Genomic DNA, 19430 nt, shown 5'->3' with positions numbered 1-19430 from the left:
GGGCCGTCAGGCGGTCCGCTCGAGCAGGAAGCCGAGGATGGCGGCCTGCGTCCTCAGCCGCGCGGCATACTCCCCGAGCCCACCGGCCTCGGACTCCTCGGCGGCGTGCACGCGCTCCTGGCGCTCGCGCTCGACCAGCTCGCGCACCTCGGCCTCGCTCAGCTCGCGGCGGGGCGCCTCGGTCACGCCGAGCCCGACCGCGGCCCCGGCGACCGGGCCCTCGGTGAGCGGTCGGTCGTCCGCGACGGGCACGGCCTCGGCGTTCGCGATGGCGGCCAGGGCGGCCCGCACCACCGCCACGGTGTCCTTGTCGCCGACCCGCATCGCGGGCAGGAGCGAGGACTGCAGCAGGGCGCGGAGGTCGGTGCTCACGGCACGATCGTCACATCCCCGACGCCGCGCTGCCCACTGGTTTCCGGCGCGGGTCAGTCGCTCAGGAGGTGGCGCGGAAGCCGCGCAGGCGCAGGCTGTTGGTCACGACGAACACCGACGACAGGGCCATCGCACCGCCTGCGATCATCGGGCTGAGCAGGCCCATGGCGGCGAGCGGGATGGCGGCCACGTTGTAGGCGAACGCCCAGAACAGGTTGCCGCGGATGATGCCGAGGGTTCGGCGCGCCAGCCGGATCGCGTCGGGGGCCGAGCGCAGGTCACCCCGCACCAGGGTGAGGTCGCTGGCCTGGATCGCGACGTCGCTGCCGGTGCCCATCGCCAGTCCCAGGTCGGCCTGCGCGAGGGCGGCCGCGTCGTTCACGCCGTCGCCGACCATCGCGACGACCCGGCCCTGCGACTGCAGCCGCTGCACGGCGTGGACCTTCTCCTGGGGCAGCACGTCGGCGACGACCTCGTCGATGCCGACCTGGGCGGCGACCGACCGGGCAGCCGCTTCGTTGTCACCGGTGAGCAGCACCGGGTGCAGCCCGAGTGCCCGCAGCTGCGCGACAGCGTGCGCCGAGCTCGGCTTGACCGTGTCGGCCACCACGAGCACGCCGCGGGCCACGCCGTCCCACGCGACCGCGACCGCGGTGGCGCCGCGCGACTGGGCCGCCGAGACGGCATCCTGCAGCTCGTCGGGGAGGGTGACGGACCAGTCGGCCAGGAGGCGCGGTCGCCCCACCACCACCGCGTGGCCCTCGACCGTGCCGGCGACCCCGAGACCCGCGGTGCTCGCGAACCCGCTGGCGGCCGGCAGCGGGGCAGTGGCTCGCGCCGCGTCCGCGACCGCGCGCGCGACCGGGTGCTCCGACGCGTCCTCGACGGCTGCTGCCAGCCGCAGCACCACGGCCGCGTCCTCACCCGGGGCCGGCACCACGACGGCCAGCGACATGCGCCCGGTCGTCACCGTGCCGGTCTTGTCGAGCAGCACGGTGTCGACCTGGCGGGTGGACTCCAGCACCTCGGGGCCGCGGATGAGCAGGCCGAGCTGGGCGCCGCGACCGGTCCCGACCATCAGCGCGGTCGGGGTCGCGAGCCCGAGGGCGCAGGGGCAGGCGATGATCAGCACGGCGACTGCTGCCGTGAACGCAGCGGTCCAGCCCGCTCCGGTGCCGACCCAGAAGCCGAGCGTCGCCGCGGCCAGCAGGATCACGACGGGCACGAAAACCCCGGAGACCCGGTCGGCGAGCCGTTGCACCTGGGCCTTGCCGTTCTGGGCGTCCTCGACCAGCGTGGCCATCTGCGCCAGCTGGGTGTCGGCGCCGACCCGGGTGGCACGCACGACCAGCCGACCCCCGGCGTTGAGCGTGGCGCCGACCACGGCGTCGCCCGGACCCACCTCGACCGGCACGGACTCCCCGGTGACCATCGACGCGTCGACGGCCGAGGAGCCGCTCTCGACGGTGCCGTCGGTGGCGATCTTCTCGCCGGGGCGCACGACGAACCGCAGGCCCACCGTCAGCTGCTCCACGGGGATCCGCTCCTCGCGGGCGTCGTCGCCGTCGCCACGCAGCACCGCCACGTCCTTGGCGCCGAGCTCGAGCAGGGCGCGCAGCGCGGCTCCCGACGCCCGCTTGGCACGGGCCTCGGCGTAGCGCCCGGCGAGCAGGAAGGCGGTCACCCCTGCCGCCGCTTCGAGGTAGATGTTGCCCGCGCCGTCGGTGCGCTCCAGGGTGAACCGGAACGGGTGTGTCATCCCGGGCTCTCCCGCGGTGCCGAGGAAGAGCGCGTAGAGCGACCAGCCGAAGGCGGCCAGCGTGCCGACCGAGACGAGCGTGTCCATGGTGGTCTGTCCGTGCCGCAGGTTGGTCCAGGCGGCGCGGTGGAACGGCCAGCCACCCCAGACCACGACCGGGGCCGCCAGCACGAGGGAGGCCCACTGCCAGTTGCGGAACTGCCAGGCCGGCACCATCGCCAGCACGACGACCGGCAGGGCCAGGGCCACCGACACCAGGAGCCGGTGCCGGAGCACGGCGGTGGGATCGGCCGCGTCAGGGGTGGCCTCGTCATCCGAGCGGTCGACCACCGGCAGGGTCGCGGTGTAGCCGGTGCGCTCGACGGTCGCCAGGAGATCGTCCGTCGAGACCGTCGCGGGGAACGACACCCTGGCCTTCTCGGTGGCGTAGTTGACGGTGGCGGTGACGCCGTCGATCTTGTTGAGCTTCTTCTCGATCCGGGTCGCGCAGGAGGCGCACGTCATCCCGCCGATGACGAGCTCGACCGACCCGCCCGGGTCCGGGTGGCCGGCGTGGCTGGGGGCGTCAGTGGCCATGGGTCGCCACCTCCGTCCCGGCGGTCACGGTGAACTCGGCGGTCCGGACGACCCCACGGTGCTTGAAGTCGAGGTAGAGCCGGTAGGTGCCGTCGCTCGGAGCGGTGGTGTGGAAGACGATCGCCGGGCCTGGGCGGGTGCGCCCGTCGCCGGGCTCCCCGTCGGGGTGCACGTGGAGGTATGCCAGGTCGCCCTGGCGCAGTGCCACGAGGTGCCCGTATGCCGCGAGGTAGGGCTCGAGGTCCGTCACCGGTGCGCCGTCCCGGCTGACCGACAGGGTGAGTGGGGACTCGTGACCGGGAGTCAGCCGGCCGTCGAGCGTGACCGTGTAGCCGTCGACGACCGCGGTCTTCGAGGGCGCGGGCAGTGGCTTCGGGGTGGACGGCCCGGAGACGAGCAGATCGGCACCGAGCGTCATCGGTCCGACCGGACCCGCCGGGTCGAAGTCGGCGAACACCCGCCAGCTGCCCGGCGTGCGGCTGGTCGGGACCGACCAGGTGCCGTCGCCGGCGAGCGTGGGGTGGACGTGCTGGAACCCGCTGAGGTCGCGTCGCACGAGGATCAGGTGCAGGGCCTTGTCGTGGGTCGTCGTGTAGCTGCGCGCCGGCTTGCCGTCCGGGCCGAGGATGCGGAAGCCGAGGGCGCCGTCGTCGACGGGCTCCCCAATCGGGTGGTCGAGGACCAGCCGGTAGCCGTCCTGGGAGACCTGCAGCCCGCCCGGGAGCGCGTCGGCGGCCGCCGGAGCCGTCTGGTCGTGCGCCGCACCGTGGCCGGACGGCTCGCCGGACTGCTCACCGGACTGCTCACCGGACTGCTCACCGGAGGTGGAGCCGGCCGAGGGGGCGCCGTGACCGTGGCTCGCCGAGGCCGTGGCGGCCTCGGCCCGCTCGACCGACCCGCCGAGGTCGGCGAACCGGCCGATGCCGAAGGCCGCGCCGAACGCCAGCGCGACCCCGGCCCCGAAGGCCGCGACCCGGGTGGCGGTGCTCACGGCGCCAGGCTGTAGTCGCCCGCCTCGTCGAGGGCGGCGGCCACCTCGGCCGTGGTGAGCTCGCGGCTCGCGTCGACGGTGACCGCCGAGGTGCCGCCGGCGACGAGGTCGACGGAGACCGTAGACACGCCGTCGAGGGCGCTGAGCTCCTCGGTGACGGCGCTGGCGCAGTGGCCGCAGGTCATGCCGACGACGTCGAAGGTCTGGGTGCTCATGGGTGCTCCTCGGGGTTCGGTGCAGGGGGCGGGTGGGGCGCGGTCAGGACCGGACCAGCCGCGCGATGGCGTCGGAGGCCTCGCGGACCTTGTCCTGCGCCTCGGGACCGCCGCGCCGGGCGGCGTCGACGACGCAGTGCTCGAGGTGCTCCTCCAGCAGCTCGAGCGAGAAGGACTGCAGCGCCTTGGTGGCGGCCGACACCTGGGTGAGGATGTCGATGCAGTACTTGTCCTCCTCGACCATGCGCTGCAGCCCGCGGATCTGGCCCTCGACCCGGCGCAGCCGCTTGAGATGGCTGTCCTTCTGGTCGTGGTAACCGTGGTGGGTCGCGCTCTCACTCATGCACACACCATACCCCCCTATGGTATCGAGTCAAGCCCCCCACGACTTCTGGCCACCGATGCCGCACCGGGACCCCGAGATCGGGGGCCGGTGCCACACCAGTGGCCAGAAGTGGAGGAGCTTGGGGTCAGCGCATGGGGTCGAACGGCTTGAGCTGCTCGACCTGCTTGCCGGTGACCATCGTCTCGGCGAGGAGGCGGCCGGTGACCGGGCCGAGGGTGATGCCCCACATGCCGTGACCACCGGCGGCAAAGACGCGCGGCGACTTCGTGGCCCCGATCAGCGGCAGGCCGTCGACCGTGCAGGGACGCGAGCCGACCCACTCGTCCTGGCGGTTGTCGAGGTCGGCGCCGCGCAGCAGCGGGCGGGCGGCCTCGGCGATGGCCCGGATGCGGCGCTGGTCGAGGGCGGCCTCGGGCTTGCGGAACTCCATCATCCCGGCGACGCGCAGGCGGTCGCCGATCGGCGTGCAGGCCACCCGCTGGGCGGGGAAGTAGACCGGGCCGTTGGGGACGTGGTCGATCGCGACCGAGAACGAGTAGCCGCGGCCGGCCTGGACGACGTTCTTGACGCCGAACTGCCGCGCGAGCTTGCCGAGCCAGGCGCCGGTCGCGAGGACGGCGGCGTCGAACTCCTCGACCGAGCCCTCGGCGGTGGTGACGACGACGCCGGCGCCGGTGTCGCGGATGTCGGCCACCGTCGCGGCGTCCATGATCTTGCCGCCCCGAGCCTTCACCGAGTCGGCGAGCGCGTGCACGTAGGTGCCCGGGTCGATGAAGCGCTGGCCCTTGAGCAGGATGGCCGAGCCGATCTCGTCGGACAGGCTGGGCTCGATGGCGCGGGCCTGGTCACCGGTCAGGGCGTCGAACTCGATGTCCTGGCCGGCGGCGTGGATGTGCTCGATCTCCTCGAGCAGCGTGGCCCGCTCGGCCTCCGTGCGGTATGACGCGAGGAACGACTTCGCCTCGCGCGTCTCGGCCTGCACGCCACCGTCGCGCAGCAGGTCGAAGCTCTCCAGCGACAGGTCGTTGACGGGCACGAGCGAGCCCATCGCCTTCTTCCACTGCTTCATCGTCGAGTTCTTGGTGAACCCGGTGACGAACTTGAGGAACTTGGGGTCGGCGCTCGGCGGTACGTACACCGGCGAGCTCGGCGACAGCACCGCGCGCAGGCCGTACTTGAGGACGGCGGGCTCCGGCAGCGGCGTCGCGATGCCCGGCGTCAGCCAGCCGGCGTTGCCCCACGACGACCCGGCGGCGACGCCCTCGCGGTCGAGGACGGTCACCTCGACACCGTGCTCCTGGAGGAACCAGGCGGTCGACAGACCGACCATGCCGGCGCCGACGACGGCGACACGCTGGGGGACGGGGAGACCTGCTGCGGTGATGGGGGCCATGGGTCGAGCGTGACAGGCCTGGGGGTATGCCGCCTTGTGGCAACCCCATGAATCTGCGCCAAGGACTTGTGTCCAGAGCACAAAGGGTCGAGGCTGGCTGCGTGCTCGCCGTCACCGACCTCGTCGCCACGCTGGGTGGGCTGCTCACGCTCGGGGTGCCCCGTCAGGGCGCTGAGGTCGACGACCTGACCATCGCCGAACCCGGGCAGGGGATCGTGGGTCAACCCGGTGACCTGGTGCTCGGGGTGGGGGTCGAGTCGGCCGAGGCCGCCGCTGACCTGGTGCGCCGGGCTGCGGAGGCGGGCGCTGGCGGCGTGGTGCTGAGGCGGGGGATCGCCCGGCGGCGCACCGTCCGCGACCGCGCGCGGCGCAGTGGCGTCGCGCTGGTCGAGCTGGCCGAGCAGGCGTCGTGGGCCCACCTCGTCTGGCTGCTGCGCGGCGTCATCGACCGCGCGGCCGTGGGACCGGGGCGACACGAGGACGCGCCGGTGCAGGACGACCTCTTCGCGCTCGCCGACGCCGCGGCCGCGCTGGTCGACGCGCCGGTCACCATCGAGGACGCGCAGTCCCGGGTGCTCGCCTACTCCTCGCGCCAGGACCTCACCGACCCGGCCCGCGTCTCCACCATCGTCGGCCGGCGGGTGCCCGACGAGGTGCTGGCCACGCTCCGGGCCCAGGGCGTCTTCCGCCGGCTGGCCCGATCGGCCGAGCCGGTCTTCGTCCCCGCCTCGGGGGGCACCAAACCGCGCCTCGTCATCCCGGTACGGGCCGGTGGTGAGTGGCTCGGCTCGATCTGGGCGGTGGTCGAGGAGCGTCCCCCCGCCGCGCTGGTCGGCGAGCTCGTGCAGACCTCCTCGGTGGTGGCGCTGCACCTGCTGCGGCTCCGGGCGCAGGCCGACCTGTCGCGCCGGGTGGCCGCCGACCGGCTGCGCGGGGTGCTCTCCGGCAACGTCGCCGGAGCCGCCGACTGGCTGCCCCCGGGGCCGTGGCGGGTCGTCGCGCTCGGGGGCGACGGTGACCCGGCCCGGCTGCTCGACGTGTGGGAGTCGGTGTGCCGCCGGCACGCCTGGAACCAGCCGCTGCTCGCCGACCTCGACGGCCGCGGGTATGCCGTGGTGCGCGACAGCGACGAGGCGTCACCCGGCTCGTGGGCCTGGCTGCGCGAGGTGGTCGCCCAGGCCCGCCGCGAGTCGCTGGCGCTGACGGCGCGCGCCGGCCGCACGGCATACGCACCCGCGGACCTCGAGCGGTCGCGAGGTGAGGCGCAGGAGACCGACCGGGTGGTGGCGCCGGGCACCGCTGTCGCGACGCACGAGCAGGTGTGGGCCGAGGTCACCGTCGCCCGAGCCGCCGGCGCCCTCTCGGCCGACCTGCTCGGCCCGCTGGCGGCGCTGCGCGACCACGACGCCGAGCACCACAGCGAGCACCTGCGCACCCTGGCCGCCTGGCTCGACCACCCGGGCGCCCCGACCGCCGCCGCGCGCGCGATCCACGTGCACCCCAACACGATGCGCTACCGGATGGCCCGGATCGCCGACCTCGCCGGGCTCGACCTCGACGACCCCACCGTCCGCCTCGCCACCCGGCTCCAGCTCGCCGCGCTCACCACCCCCTGACCCCGGGTCTTCGAGGGATCCGACGGGTCCTGGTCCCTCGGAACCCTCAAGCACTCGAGGTCTGGGCTCAGTCGACCCAGTAGTTGTCGTGGTAGCGCATGAAGTCGTCGCGCTCCCGGTCGGTCATCGTCTCGCCGGCCGCCACCCTGGCCAGCCCCTCGAAGTAGCCCTCTCGCGGAGCACCCGGGGCGAAGTGCAGCAGCATCGACGCCGGGCCCCACTCGTTGTGGAAGCCGTGCAGCCCACCAGGGGGCACGTGCACGTAGTCGCCCGGTCGGGTGGTGTTCCAGCGGGTGCCGTCGAAGATGCTGACCTCACCCGAGAGGACGTAGAACGACTCGGCGAGCGTCTTGTGGAAATGCGCGTCGGGGCCGGACCTGGGCCCGGCGAACTCCCACCGGTAGAGCCCGAAGAGCCCGCCGGTGGACTCACCCCTCGACAGGTAGTGCACCCGGTTGCCGTTGGGGTAGACGACATCCGGCTCCGTGTCGCTCAGCCGGATGGTCGCACTGACCTCGCCGGTGCTGCCCTCGTAGAGGGGTGGTGGGTAGCTCATGGGGCAACTCTGCCCGGACCCCACCGACTGCGCACGTGCGAGTGCTTGCCCGGTCGACCCCACTCCAGCACGGGGTCAGGAGGGGTGGACGGTGGCCAGCAGCCCGGCATACCGGTCGAGCACGGAGGCCCCCACGTCATCGGCGGGCGGGTCGAGGGTCGCCTCGTAGCGCACCTCCCACTCGGGCGGGGCGGCACTGCCACCCAGCACCCAGGCGGCCTGGCGGGCGGCGCCCAGCCCGACGTACTCGCCCGGCTCGGGGATCGCGACCGGCACCCCGAACAGTCCCGGGGCCACCGCCCGCACCGCCTCCGAGCGTGCCGCGCCACCGATGAGCACCACGCGTTCGACCGGGAGCCCGAGCCGCCGCACGTCGGAGACGCCCGCGACGAGGTTGGCGAGCATGCCCTCGACGGCGGCGCGGGCGAGGTTCTCGGGGGTGGCGTTCGAGCGGGTGAGCCCGCCGAGCGTGCCGGTGGCGTCGGGGAGGTTGGGGCTGCGCTCGCCGTCGAGGTAGGGGAGCAGCGTCAGCCCGCCCGCCCCCGGCTCCGCGGCGAGGGCGAGCCGGTCGAGCCCGGCCAGGTCGGTGCCGAGCAGCTTGGCCGCCGCGGTCAGCACCCGGGCGGCGTTGAGGGTCGCCATCAGCGGCAGGTGGCCACCGGAGGCGCTCGCGAACGACGCGATCAGCCCGTTGGGGTCGGCCACCGGCTGGTCGGCGTCGGCGAAGACCGCGCCGCTGGTGCCGAGCGAGACCACGACGTCGCCGTGGCGGAGCCCGAGGCCCAGCGCGGCGCCGGCGTTGTCGCCGGTGCCGGGGCCGACGACCATGCCGCCCTCGGTGCGACCGGCGATCTCTGACGGCCGCAGCACCGCGGGCACGCCGAAGACCCGGCCGAGCGCAAGCTCCTGCAGGTCGGGGAGATAGCTGTCGGTGCTGCTGGAGAAGTAGCCGGTGCCCGAGGCATCGCCCCGGTCGGTGGTGTAGCGCTCGAAACCGTTGCCCTGCTTGAGGATCTGCGCGGTGAGCCAGTCGTGCGGGAGCACCACGTCGTGGACCCGGGCTGCGTTGTCGGGCTCGTGCTCGGCGAGCCAGCGCACCTTCGTGACAGTGAAGCTGGGCACCAGAGCCGACCCCGTCCGGCGCACCCACTCCTGCGGGCCACCCAGCTCGTCGGTCAGGTCGCGGGCGGCCTGCGCAGAGCGGGTGTCGTTCCACAGCAACGCATCTCGCACCACGTCGCCCTGATCGTCGAGGGCGCACATCCCGTGTTGCTGGCCACCCACGGCGATCGCGGCGACGTCGTCGAGCAGTCCGTCGGCCGTCGCGACGGTGAACGCCTCCCACCATCGGTCGGGGTGCACGGCGGTGCCGTCGGGGTGGGGGGCCCGACCGGAGCGCACCATCTCACCGGTCGTGGCGTCGCAGACGACGACCTTCGTCGACTGGGTCGACGAGTCGACCCCGGCGACGAGGGTGCGTGGGGCATCGGGCATGGACGCCACTCTAGGTGCGGGCCCCGAGAGCCGCGCGGGATTCGAGGGTCGCGCGGGCTCCGTTGCGGTGCAGCGAGTCCAGCGCAGCCGTGTATGCCGTGGCAAACCGCTCGTCGTCGGCCAGGTCGTCGAACAGGTCGCGGTCCCGGATGAAGGCGAGCGGGTCGTCGGACTGCCGCGCGGCTGCTGCCATCACCCGGTCCCTGAGCCGGTCGACCACCTCGATCGGCCGGCCCTGCTCGTCCACACCCTCGGCGTAGCGGGCCCACGACGCGACGACGAGGGCAGACAGCTCGACGGCCCCACCGTCGCGCAGGTTGGCCTTGATGACCGGCACCAGCCACTTCGGGATCCGGTCGCTGGACTCCGCGCAGAGCCGGGCCAGCGTGTCGCGCACCTCCGGGTTGGCGAACCGCTCGACCAGCTGGTGACGGTAGGCGTCGAGGTCGACCCCGGGCACCTCGGGCAGGGTCGGGCTGCCCTCGTCCTCCATGTAGGACAACAGGAAGCGGGCGAACAGCGGGTCCTGGCAGACCTCGTGGGCGTAGCGGTAGCCCGACAGGTAGCCGAGGTAGCACAGGGCTTGGTGGCTGGCGTTGAGCAGCCGCAGCTTCATCAGCTCGTAGGGGACGACGTCGTCGACCATCTGCACCCCGGCGTCCTCGAACGGCGGCCGGCCCTGTCCGAACCGGTCCTCGAGCACCCACTGGGTGAAGGGCTCGCAGACCACCGGCCACGCGTCCGCCACCCCGAAGTCGTCGGCCAGGTGCGCGATGTCCTCGGGGGCGGTGACCGGGGTGATCCGGTCGACCATGCAGTTGGGGAAGGCCACCTCGGCCGCCATCCAGTCGGCGAGCTCGGGGTCGCGCGCCCGCGCGAAGGCGCCGATCATCTTCTTGGCCACGTCGCCGTTGTCGGGCAGGTTGTCGCAGCTCATCACGGTGAACGGCGCCCTGCCCTCGCGGCGACGGCGGTCCAGGCCGGCCACGATGAACCCGAAGACCGTGGTGGGACCGTCGCCTCCGGCGAAGTCGGCCGCGAGGTCGGCCTGGATCGAGGGGTCGTCGGCGTCGAACTCCCCGGTCACCTGGTTGACGAGGTAGCCGCCCTCGGTGATGGTCAGCGACACGATCCGGGTCTGGTCGTCGGCCAGCCGGTCGACCACCGCCTGTGGGTCGTCGGGCGCGAACATCACCTCGACGATGCTCCCGATGACGCGGGGCTCGCGGTGGCCGTCAGGGTGCTTGACGACGAGGGTGTAGAGCCCGTCCTGCTGCCGCAGCGTGTCGATGATCCTGCGGTCGTGCGGCAGCGCGCCCACTCCGCACAGCCCCCACTCGAGGGCCTGGCCGTCGTTCATCAGGGCATCGAGGTACATCGCCTCGTGCGCGCGGTGGAACCCGCCCACCCCGAAGTGCACGATGCTCGCCGTCACCTCCGAGCGGTCGTATGCCGGTCGGCCCACCTCCGCGCGGAGGTTGCCGAGGGTGTCGTCGGACAGGGCGACGGGGGCGACTCCCGTCACTTCACCGCACCCATCGACAGGCCCTGGACGAGCTTGTCCTGGGCGGCGAACCCGGCCGCGAGGACGGGCAGCGACACGACGAACGACGCCGCGCACACCTTGGCGAGGAACAGGCCCTGGCTGGTCACGAACCCAGTCAAGAACACCGGCGCGGTTCCCGCCACCGTGCTGGTCAGCACCCGGGCGAGGAGCAGCTCGTTCCAGCTGAAGATGAAGCAGATCAGCGCGGCGGAGGCGATGCCGGGCATCACGACCGGCGCGACGATGTCCTTGAGGGTCCGGGTCAGGCTGGCGCCGTCGACCGAGGCCGCCTCGAGCATCTCCACCGGCACCTCGGCGAGGAAGGAACGCAGCATCCACACCGCGATCGGCAGGTTCATCGACGTGTAGAGCAGGATCAGCCACCAGATGTTGTCGAGCAGCCCGACCTTCTGGGCGAACAGGTAGAGCGGCAGGATGCCCGCCACGATCGGCAGCATCTTGGTCGACAGGAAGAAGAACAGGACGTCGGTCCACTTCTTCACCGGCCGGATCGACAGGGCGTAGGCCGCCGGGAACGCCAGCAGCAGCACCAGCACGGTCGACAGCACGCTGGCGGTCAGCGAGTTGAGCAGCGGCGGCCAGGGCCCGGCGTCGAAGAACGAGCGGTAGCCGTCGAGCGACAGCGGCGCGAAGAAGTCGGGTGGGTTCTTGGCCGCGTCGTTCTCGCTGTGCAGCGAGGTGAGGATCATCCACAGCACGGGTAGCGCGAACAGGATGCCCACGATCCAGGCGGCCGCGGACAGCAGCACGCCGCTGCGGGGCGGCTTGGCGTGGTTGATCTCCTGCGGGGCGCGGGTGTTCTCGGTGGTGGCGCTCATCTCAGGACTCCTCCCTGAACAGGCTGAACGCCGTCCGCAGCGCTGCGGTGGCGATGATGATCGTGCCGATCACCACGACGACCCCGGCGGCGGACGCCCGCCCGTAGTCCTGCGCGGTGTAGAAGGTCTGGTAGATGAAGTACGGGAGGTTGGCGGTGCCCAGTCCGCCTGACGTGATGGTGAAGACGTGGTCGAAGTTCTGGACCACGTAGATCGCCCCGAGCAGCCCGGACAGCTCGATGTACTGGCGCAGGTGGGGCAGCGTCATGTTGGTGAAGATCTGCCACGAGCTGGCACCGTCGATGCGGGCGGCCTCGACCACGTCGAGCGGCCGGCTCTGCAGGCCCGCCAACAGGATCAGCATCATGAACGGCGTCCACTGCCAGACCAGCGCGGCGATGATCGCGGCGAGTGGGTTGTTGGTGATCCAGTCGGGCTGTGGTGCGTTGTCGCCGAAGACCGTCTTGAGCAGGCCGTTGAACAGGCCGTACTCGGGGTTGTAGAGCGCGTGCTTCCAGAGCAGCGCCGCCGCCACCGGGACGACGAGGAACGGCGTGATCATCATGGTGCGGACGATCCCCTGGCCACGGAACTTGCGGTCCAGCAGGAGCGCGATCCCGAGACCCAGCACCAGGCAGATCAGCACCACCGACACGGTCAGCAGGATGGTGACGACGACCGCCTTGCGGGTGTTGGTGTCAGTGAAGACGCGGGCGAAGTTGTCGAAGCCGGCGAACCCCCGCTCGTCGGGGTAGTAGGCGTTCCAGTTCATGAACGAGATGACGATCGTCGCGACGAACGGCAGCTGCGTCATGAGGATGGTGAAGATGAGCGCCGGGAGCAGCGGCGCCCGACGGGCCCAGTCACCCGAGCGCTGCAGTGCCTTGCTCGGGGCGGGTGGCCTCGTGGTGCCGGAGCCGGCCCTGGTCTCGGTGGTCGCACTCATCACTGACCCCTTGCCTGATAGCGCTCTGCGACGTCCTCGGCGAGCTCCTGGCCGCGTTCGAGGGCGTCGTCCACGGAGGTCTTGCCGGCGATCGCCGAGCTGACGTCCTGGCTGACCTGCGTGCCGAGGTCCGGGAACTCGGGGATGTCGACGAACTGGATGCCGATCGCGGGTCTCGGCTGCACGCCCGGGTTCTCGGGGTCGGCGGCCTCGATCGCGGCCCTGGTCGGTTCGGCGAACGCCGAGGAGACCTTGAGGTAGTCGGGGTTCTCGTAGGTGGAGGCCCGCTTGCCGGCCGGCACGCTGGTCCACCCGATCTGGCTGCCGACGAGGTTCTCGTACTTCTTGCCACTGGCCCAGGAGATGAACTTCCAGGCGTTGTCCTTCTTGGTGCTCGCCTGCTGGATCGACCATGACCAGGCGTAGAGCCAGCCGGAGGACTCGGTCTTGACGACCGGGGCGGGCGCGTAGCCGAACTTGCCCTTGAACTTCGAGCCGTCCGCCTCGAGCGAGCCGGCCGCGGAGGTGGCGTCGTACCACATGGCGACGTTGCCCTGGATGAGGTTGTTGAGGCACTCGGTGAAGCCGGCCTGCGGGGCGCCCTTCTCGCCGTGGGCCCGCACCAGGTCGACGTAGAAGCTCACCGCGGCCTTGAACTCCGGCGCATCCACCCGGGGCGTCCAGTCCTGGTCGAACCAGGTGCCGCCGAAGGTGTTGACGACGGTGGTGAGGGGGGCGAAGAGCTGGCCCCAGCCGGGCTGGCCGCGCAGGCAGATGCCCTTCATGCCGGGCTCCGCACCGTCGACCTTCGCCGCGATGTCGGCGACCTCCTGCCAGGTCGGCTTCGCGGGCATGGTGATGCCCTTCGCCTGCAGGACGTCCTTGCGGTACATGAGGAACGAGGACTCACCGTAGAACGGCTCGCCGTAGACCTTGCCCTCGCTCGACAGCGAGGTGGTCATCGACTTGAGGATGTCGGCCTGGTCGAACTCGGTGTCCGCGGCGAGATAGGAGTCGAGGGGCGCGATCCACTTCGCCTTGGCGTAGATCGGGATCTCGAAGTTGCTGAGCGACGCCACGTCGTACTGACCGGCCTGGCTGGAGAACTCCTGGCTGATCTTGTCGCGGACGTCGTTCTCGGGGAGCACCGTGAAGTTGACCTTGATGCCGGTCTCCTTGGTGAAGTTGTCGGCCGTCAGCTTCTGCAGGTCGATCATCTGGGGGTTGTTGACCATGAGCACGTTGATGCTGTCGGCGCCGCCGCCGCCCACACCCCCGCCTCCCCAGCCGGCACACGCCGACAGGCTCAGGGCCAGTCCCGTCGTCGCCGCGACCAGCGCGGCCTTGGAGTTTCGACTTCGCACGCGTCCTCCTCCGTCCCCATTGACGGCCTCGGTTGACTGGTGCTCAAATGAGCGCCATGCTGCCCAAACGAGTAAGTCGAGTAAATCGGGGCGAACGGAACATGTCAACGGGAAGGATGGCCGCGTGAGCGACGACGACGGCCCCGCCGAGCTGGTCATGCTGGCTGCCGTCGCCCGACGCCACTACCTCCAGAACCAGTCCAAGGTCGAGATCGCCGAGGAGCTCGGGATCAGCCGGTTCAAGGTCGCGCGGATGCTGGAGTCGGCGCGCGAGCGCGGCCTGGTGCGGATCGAGATCGTGCGCCAGGGCTCCCTCGACGTCGACCTCTCGGCCCGGCTGCACGACCGGTTCGGACTGGCCCACGCGGTCGTCGTCGACACCGCGGACGCCGACCCGGGAGCGGTGCGCCACCAGCTGGGCCGAGCGGCCGCCGAGCTCCTCTCCGAGATCCTCGTCGACGGCGACGTGCTCGGCCTGCCGTGGTCGCGCAACGTCCACGCCGTCGTCGGTGCCCTGACCAGCCTGCCCCGCGTCGAGGTGGTCCAGCTGACCGGCGCGATCGCCCTGCCGGACTTCGACAGCAGTGCCGTCGACATCGTCCGGAGGGCAGCCCGTTTGTCCGGTGGCAAGGCACATGTCTTCTATGCCCCGTTCGTCCTCGACAGCAAATCGAGCGCCGATGCGCTGCGTCGCCAACCGGCGGTGGTCGATGGCCTCGCCCGCGCCTCGGCGGTGACCAAGGCGGTCGTCGGGATCGGCGCCTGGCAGCCCGGTGAGTCCACCATCCACGACCTGCTCGACGAGGCCGAGCGGCGTGACCTCAGCCACCGTGGAGTGATCGGCGAGCTGGCCGGCATCTTCTTCGACGCGAGCGGAAAACCGTTGCGCCCCAAGGTCGCTGCGCGACTGATCACGATGGACCCCGACAACCTGACACGGGTCCCCGAGGTCATCGCCGTGGTCTCCGGCGCCTCGAAGTCGACGGCGGTCCGGGCCGCGCTCGACGGCGGGCTGGTGCAGGGCCTGGTCGTCGACTCGACCCTGGCCGAGGTGCTGCTCGCCGGCTGAGCCGCGCCCTCCAGGACCGGCGCCCGGCGGGGTCGCCGAAAGCCGCAATTCGTCGCCAACCCTTGCATCCGGCCCGGGGGCCGTGGCAGGGTCTCTCTCAGATGTAAGCGCTTTCAACGACGAGAGAGGCGGATCATGGCGACCGGTGCAGCGCATTCCAACGGCACGACGATCTACTCCGTCGCCGAGCGGGCCGGCGTCTCGATCGCCTCCGTCTCGCGGGTGCTGCAGGGCTCCACCGCCGTGTCCGACAAGACCCGCCAGCGGGTCCTGGCCGCCGCCGAGGAGCTCAAGTACGTGCCCCTGGCCGCCGCCCGGAGCCTCGCGGTGCGCCACCACGAGGCGCACGGCCTCGTCCTCCCCGAGCTCTCCGGGCCGTACTACTCCGAGCTGCTGATGGGCTTCGAGTCCCGCGCCGCCGACCTCGGTCAGAGCGTCGTGCTGATGCTGGCCCAGGGCAAGGACGACCTGCCCGGTGCGGTCCGCAAGCTCGCCACCCGCGTCGACGGCCTCGCCATGCTGGGCTCGTCCGCCATCCCCGAGAGCACCGTGACCGCGCTGCACGGCTCGAAGCCGGTGGTGCTCATCGCCGGCGACCCGCGCACCGACGTCGACACCGTGACCTCGGAGAACACCCACAGTGCCGAGGAGATCACCAGCCACGTCCTGGGCCACGGCCGCAGCACCGTCCGCTTCCTCGGCGACCCGGACTCCGGTCCCGACGTGCGCGACCGGTATGCCGGCTTCGTGGCCGCCCACGAGTCGCTGGGCCGGGAGCCGCTCGAGCCCGTCCGCATCGCCCTCCGGGAGAGCGACGGCACCACCCTCGCCGACCGGATCCTGTCGGGCGACCTGCAGACCGACGCCGTCGTCTGCGCCAACGACGAGCTCGCCCTGGCCGTCATGAAGCGGCTGCGCGAGGGCGGCACCCGCGTTCCCGACGACGTCGCCGTCGTCGGCTGGGACGACGTGATGACCGCCCGCTACGTCGAGCCGGCCCTGACCACGGTGCGCCAGCCCGTGCGCGAGCTCGGGGCACTGGCCGCCGAGCGGCTGCACCGGCGCGTCACCGGGATCGCGGTCGAGGACGGACCCCAGGTCATCCCGACCCAGCTCGTCATCCGGTCGTCCTGTGGTTGCCGCCCGGACGCACCGCACTGAGCCGCGCCGACGCGCGCCGCCCCACCCCATACCCCAACCCCTCCCTTCACCGCCCCCGAGGAAAGAGAGAAACCCGATGAGACGCACCACCGCAATGGCGGTCGCGACGTTGGCAGCAACCGCCCTGACCCTGACGGCCTGCGGCCGGGACGAGGCCGGCTCGACCGGCAACGAGACGGCCAAGGACGTCAGCGCAGGCAAGGCCACCGGCACCCTGACGGTGTGGGCCATGGGCGCGGAGGGGGAGAACCTGCCCAAGCTGGTCAAGGAGTTCGAGGCCGCCAACCCCGGTGTCAAGGTCAATGTCACCGCGATCCCGTGGGACTCGGCGCACGACAAGTTCACGACCGCGATCACGGCCGGCACCACCCCCGACGCCGCCATGGTCGGCACCACGTGGATGGGTGAGTTCGCCGGGCTCGACGCGCTCGACCCGACGCCGCCGTCGATCGACAAGTCCGCCTACTTCGAGGGCGCCCAGAAGACCACCGAGGTCGACGGCACGTCCTACGGCATCCCCTGGTACGTCGAGACGCGCCTGGTCTTCTACCGCACCGACCTGGCCAAGAAGGCCGGCATCACCACGCCGCCGACCGACTGGGACGGCCTGAAGAACATGGCCAAGGCCATGCAGACCAAAGCCGGGGCCAAGTACGGCATGGGTTTCCAGGCTGGTGGCCAGGGCTCGTGGCAGTCGATCATGCCGTTCGCGTGGAGCAACGACGCGGACCTCACCAAGGACGACGGCAAGGCCTACAACTTCGACAACCCGCAGATCCTCGAGGCGGTGAAGTACTACCAGAGCTACTTCACCGAAGGGATCTCGGACAAGGCCGCCCCGAACACGCCGACCACCGAGCCGGACTTCAAGAGCGGCCGGGTGCCGATGTTCATCTCCGGCCCGTGGATGATGTCGGCCGTCGAGAAGGTCGGCGTGAAGAAGGACCAGTACGACGTCATGCCGATCCCGGCCAAGACCAAGTCGGCGTCGTTCGTCGGTGGCTCGGACTTCGTCGTCTTCAAGAAGTCGAAGAACCGCGACAGCGCCTGGAAGCTCGTCAAGTGGCTGAGTGACCCGAAGACCCAGGTGAAGTGGTACCAGCAGTCGACCGACCTCCCCTCGGTGAAGTCCGCCTGGCAGGACCCGGCCATCGCCGGTGACACCAAGCTCGCCACCTTCGGCAAGCAGCTCGAGACCGCCCAGGCGCCGCCGAGCTTCCCGTCGTGGGAGCAGGTCGCGACCGGCTTCGACACCGAGATGGAGAAGGTCATGAAGCAGAACGCCGACGCGGAGGCCGCGCTGAAGTCGATCCAGCAGCAGGCCGAGTCGATCGGCACCGGCCAGTAGTCATGGCCACCACCACGGAGGTGACCCCTCGCGGGGGACGGGTGCGAGCCCGTCCCCCGGTGGGGGTGGCGCCAAGGCGCGGCCGCGCCGGCAGGGAGCCGCGGCCTGGACGCTCGCGCTGCCGTTCTGCGTCCTCTTCCTCGTCTTCACCGCGTGGCCGGTCATCCAGTCGCTCTTCATGAGCTTCACGGACACCCGGGCCCGCGACCTGCGGCGGCCGTTCGCGGTCGACCTCGTGGGGATCGACAACTACACGAGGGCGTTCGCCGACCCGATCTTCCGCAAGTCGATGCTCAACACCGCGTACTTCGTGGTGGTCGGCGTCCCCCTGACCCTCGCCCTCGCGCTGGCCGCGGCGATCGCCCTCGACAAGGGCATCACCAAGCTGCGCGGGCTCTTCCGGCTCGGCTTCTACACCCCGGTGATCACCTCGATCGTCGCGGTGGCGGTGGTCTGGCGGTTCCTGCTCCAGCAGGAGTTCGGGCTGATCAACACCGTGCTCGGCTGGGTCGGCATCGAGGGCCCCAACTGGCTCGGCGACCCCCACTGGGCCATGCCCGGCCTCATCCTGATGGCCGCGTGGCGCAACTTCGGCACCGCGATGATCATCTTCCTCGCCGGCCTGCAGGCCGTGCCGTGGATGCTCCACGAGGCCGCCGCGATCGACGGCGCGGGTGCCTGGCAGCGGTTCCGCCACATCACCCTCCCGCTGCTGCGGCCCACCCTGCTGTTCGTGTCCGTCACCACCGGCATCGGCTACCTCCAGTTCTTCGAGGAGCCGTTCGTGATGACCAACGGCGGACCGCTCAACAGCACCATCTCGATGTCCATGTACACGTACCGGCAGTTCGGGTTCGGCAACTACGGGTATGCCGCGTCGATGAGCTACATCATCTTCGTGATCATCGCCGTCGTCACCGCGATCCAGTTCCGGCTGCTGCGAGACAACACGTGAGGACGCCATGATCCGTTCCCGAAACTCCTGGTGGCTCTACGTCGTGCTGAGCCTCGCCCTCGTGGTGGTCGTGTCACCGTTCATCTGGATGGTGCTCGGCAGCTTCAAGTCGCAGGGCGAGCTGCTCCAGAACCCGCCGACCTGGTGGCCCCAGTCCGCCTCCCTGGACAACTACACCCAGCTGTTCTCGCGGCTGAACTTCGCGCAGTACTTCCTCAACTCCACGATCGTGGCGGTGGCCGTGACGGCCGGGAACCTGCTGTTCTGCTCGATGGTCGGCTACGCCCTGGCGATGCTGGACTTCCGCGGCCGCAAGGCGCTGTTCACCCTGGTCATGGCGACGCTGCTCATCCCCGGTGTGGTCACCTTCGTGCCGTTGTTCGTCCTGGTCACCAACGCCGGCCTGTCCAACAGCCTGCCCGGCCTGATCCTGCCGTTCCTGGTCAGCCCGTTCGGCGTCTTCCTCATGCGCCAGTACATCCTCGGGCTACCCAGGGACCTGCTCGACGCGGGTCGGGTCGACGGCGCCAGCGAGCTGCGCATCTTCGCGCGGATCTTCCTGCCGCTGTGCGGTCCCGCGCTGGCGACGCTGGGCATCCTGACCTTCCTCGGGTCCTGGAACAACTTCCTCTGGCCGCTCGTGGTCGCGCAGGAGGAGAGCAAGTACACCCTCCCCGTGGCGCTCGCGCTCTATGCGAAGGGCCAGAACTCCACCCAGTACGGCCTGCTGCTCGCGGGCGCGACGGTCGTCGTCATCCCCGTGCTGGCCGTCTTCCTCACCTTCCAGCGCCGGTTCATCGAGGGGATCGCGACCACCGGCATCAAGTAGTCCGCACCCCCAGTGCCACCACGGACAGCACGCCGCAAGTGACACCAACCCTGAT

18 protein-coding genes are annotated in these 19430 nt (G+C 71.2%); 6 read left to right on the top strand and 12 right to left on the bottom strand.

Going from position 1 to position 19430, the window contains the following annotated elements; translation table 11 throughout:
• Window positions 1-6: 6 nt before the first annotated feature.
• The 6 genes from BLQ34_RS13625 to BLQ34_RS13600 all read right to left on the bottom strand — a co-directional run bounded on the left by BLQ34_RS13625 (window position 7) and on the right by BLQ34_RS13600 (window position 5652).
• A complete protein-coding gene (locus BLQ34_RS13625) occupies window positions 7-372 on the bottom strand; it encodes a hypothetical protein (protein ID WP_197674703.1) in 366 nt (121 codons plus the stop codon).
• 61 nt (window positions 373-433) lie between these two features.
• Window positions 434-2707, bottom strand: coding sequence for a heavy metal translocating P-type ATPase (locus tag BLQ34_RS13620; RefSeq protein ID WP_091786533.1), 2274 nt, complete (start codon window positions 2705-2707; stop codon window positions 434-436).
• Window positions 2697-3698 carry a hypothetical protein gene (locus tag BLQ34_RS13615; RefSeq protein ID WP_091786530.1) on the bottom strand — a complete coding sequence of 334 codons (1002 nt, stop codon included), beginning with the start codon at window positions 3696-3698 and terminating at the stop codon, window positions 2697-2699. Before BLQ34_RS13615 ends, BLQ34_RS13620 begins: the two co-directional genes overlap by 11 nt.
• Window positions 3695-3913: a heavy-metal-associated domain-containing protein gene (locus BLQ34_RS13610; protein ID WP_091786527.1), complete on the bottom strand. Its 219-nt coding sequence runs from the start codon at window positions 3911-3913 to the stop codon at window positions 3695-3697. Before BLQ34_RS13610 ends, BLQ34_RS13615 begins: the two co-directional genes overlap by 4 nt.
• Before the next feature lie 43 nt (window positions 3914-3956).
• Window positions 3957-4256, bottom strand: a complete 300-nt coding sequence (locus BLQ34_RS13605; protein ID WP_091786524.1) for a metal-sensitive transcriptional regulator — start codon at window positions 4254-4256, stop codon at window positions 3957-3959.
• Between the two features lie 127 nt (window positions 4257-4383).
• Window positions 4384-5652, bottom strand: a complete 1269-nt coding sequence (locus BLQ34_RS13600; protein ID WP_091786522.1) for an NAD(P)/FAD-dependent oxidoreductase — start codon at window positions 5650-5652, stop codon at window positions 4384-4386.
• Window positions 5653-5753: 101 nt separating this feature from the next.
• Between BLQ34_RS13600 and BLQ34_RS13595 the strand changes: the two genes are divergently transcribed.
• A complete protein-coding gene (locus BLQ34_RS13595; protein ID WP_231961171.1) occupies window positions 5754-7268 on the top strand; it encodes a PucR family transcriptional regulator in 1515 nt (504 codons plus the stop codon).
• Window positions 7269-7335: 67 nt separating this feature from the next.
• On the opposite strand, the gene BLQ34_RS13590 is transcribed toward BLQ34_RS13595, so the two are convergent.
• The 6 genes from BLQ34_RS13590 to BLQ34_RS13565 all read right to left on the bottom strand — a co-directional run bounded on the left by BLQ34_RS13590 (window position 7336) and on the right by BLQ34_RS13565 (window position 14013).
• Complete coding sequence (locus BLQ34_RS13590) at window positions 7336-7824, bottom strand: cupin domain-containing protein (RefSeq protein ID WP_091786516.1); 489 nt, start codon at window positions 7822-7824, stop codon at window positions 7336-7338.
• Window positions 7825-7899: 75 nt separating this feature from the next.
• Window positions 7900-9318, bottom strand: a complete 1419-nt coding sequence (locus BLQ34_RS13585; RefSeq protein ID WP_091789973.1) for a xylulokinase — start codon at window positions 9316-9318, stop codon at window positions 7900-7902.
• A 10-nt stretch (window positions 9319-9328) separates the two neighbouring features.
• A complete protein-coding gene (locus tag BLQ34_RS13580) occupies window positions 9329-10843 on the bottom strand; it encodes a mannitol dehydrogenase family protein (protein ID WP_091786512.1) in 1515 nt (504 codons plus the stop codon).
• Entirely contained in the window at window positions 10840-11703 is an 864-nt protein-coding gene (locus tag BLQ34_RS13575; RefSeq protein ID WP_091786510.1) for a carbohydrate ABC transporter permease, read from the bottom strand. The genes BLQ34_RS13580 and BLQ34_RS13575 overlap by 4 nt, the downstream gene beginning before the upstream one ends.
• Before the next feature lies 1 nt (window position 11704).
• On the bottom strand, window positions 11705-12652 hold the full coding sequence (locus BLQ34_RS13570; RefSeq protein WP_407946367.1) for a carbohydrate ABC transporter permease: 948 nt from the start codon (window positions 12650-12652) through the stop codon (window positions 11705-11707).
• Entirely contained in the window at window positions 12649-14013 is a 1365-nt protein-coding gene (locus tag BLQ34_RS13565; RefSeq protein ID WP_197674702.1) for an ABC transporter substrate-binding protein, read from the bottom strand. The genes BLQ34_RS13570 and BLQ34_RS13565 overlap by 4 nt, the downstream gene beginning before the upstream one ends.
• A 124-nt stretch (window positions 14014-14137) precedes the next feature.
• Here BLQ34_RS13565 and BLQ34_RS13560 point away from each other — a divergent pair, with 124 nt between their 5' ends.
• The 5 genes from BLQ34_RS13560 (at window position 14138) to BLQ34_RS13540 (ending at window position 19375) form a co-directional block, all read left to right on the top strand.
• A complete protein-coding gene (locus BLQ34_RS13560; protein WP_157693050.1) occupies window positions 14138-15082 on the top strand; it encodes a sugar-binding transcriptional regulator in 945 nt (314 codons plus the stop codon).
• Window positions 15083-15217: 135 nt separating this feature from the next.
• Window positions 15218-16243 (top strand): LacI family DNA-binding transcriptional regulator, encoded by a 1026-nt coding sequence (locus BLQ34_RS13555; protein WP_091786498.1) that lies wholly within the window; start codon window positions 15218-15220, stop codon window positions 16241-16243.
• 76 nt (window positions 16244-16319) lie between these two features.
• Entirely contained in the window at window positions 16320-17591 is a 1272-nt protein-coding gene (locus tag BLQ34_RS13550; protein WP_091786495.1) for a sugar ABC transporter substrate-binding protein, read from the top strand.
• Window positions 17592-17709: 118 nt separating this feature from the next.
• Window positions 17710-18546: a carbohydrate ABC transporter permease gene (locus BLQ34_RS13545; RefSeq protein WP_172829460.1), complete on the top strand. Its 837-nt coding sequence runs from the start codon at window positions 17710-17712 to the stop codon at window positions 18544-18546.
• 7 nt (window positions 18547-18553) lie between these two features.
• On the top strand, window positions 18554-19375 hold the full coding sequence (locus BLQ34_RS13540) for a carbohydrate ABC transporter permease (RefSeq protein WP_091786490.1): 822 nt from the start codon (window positions 18554-18556) through the stop codon (window positions 19373-19375).
• Window positions 19376-19430: the final 55 nt, after the last annotated feature.

The sequence above is a fragment of the Pedococcus dokdonensis genome (assembly GCF_900104525.1).
Taxonomy (GTDB): Bacteria; Actinomycetota; Actinomycetes; order Actinomycetales; family Dermatophilaceae; genus Pedococcus; species Pedococcus dokdonensis.
Note: the sequence above shows the minus strand (reverse complement) of the source record. Positions and strands in the feature narration are given on the sequence as shown.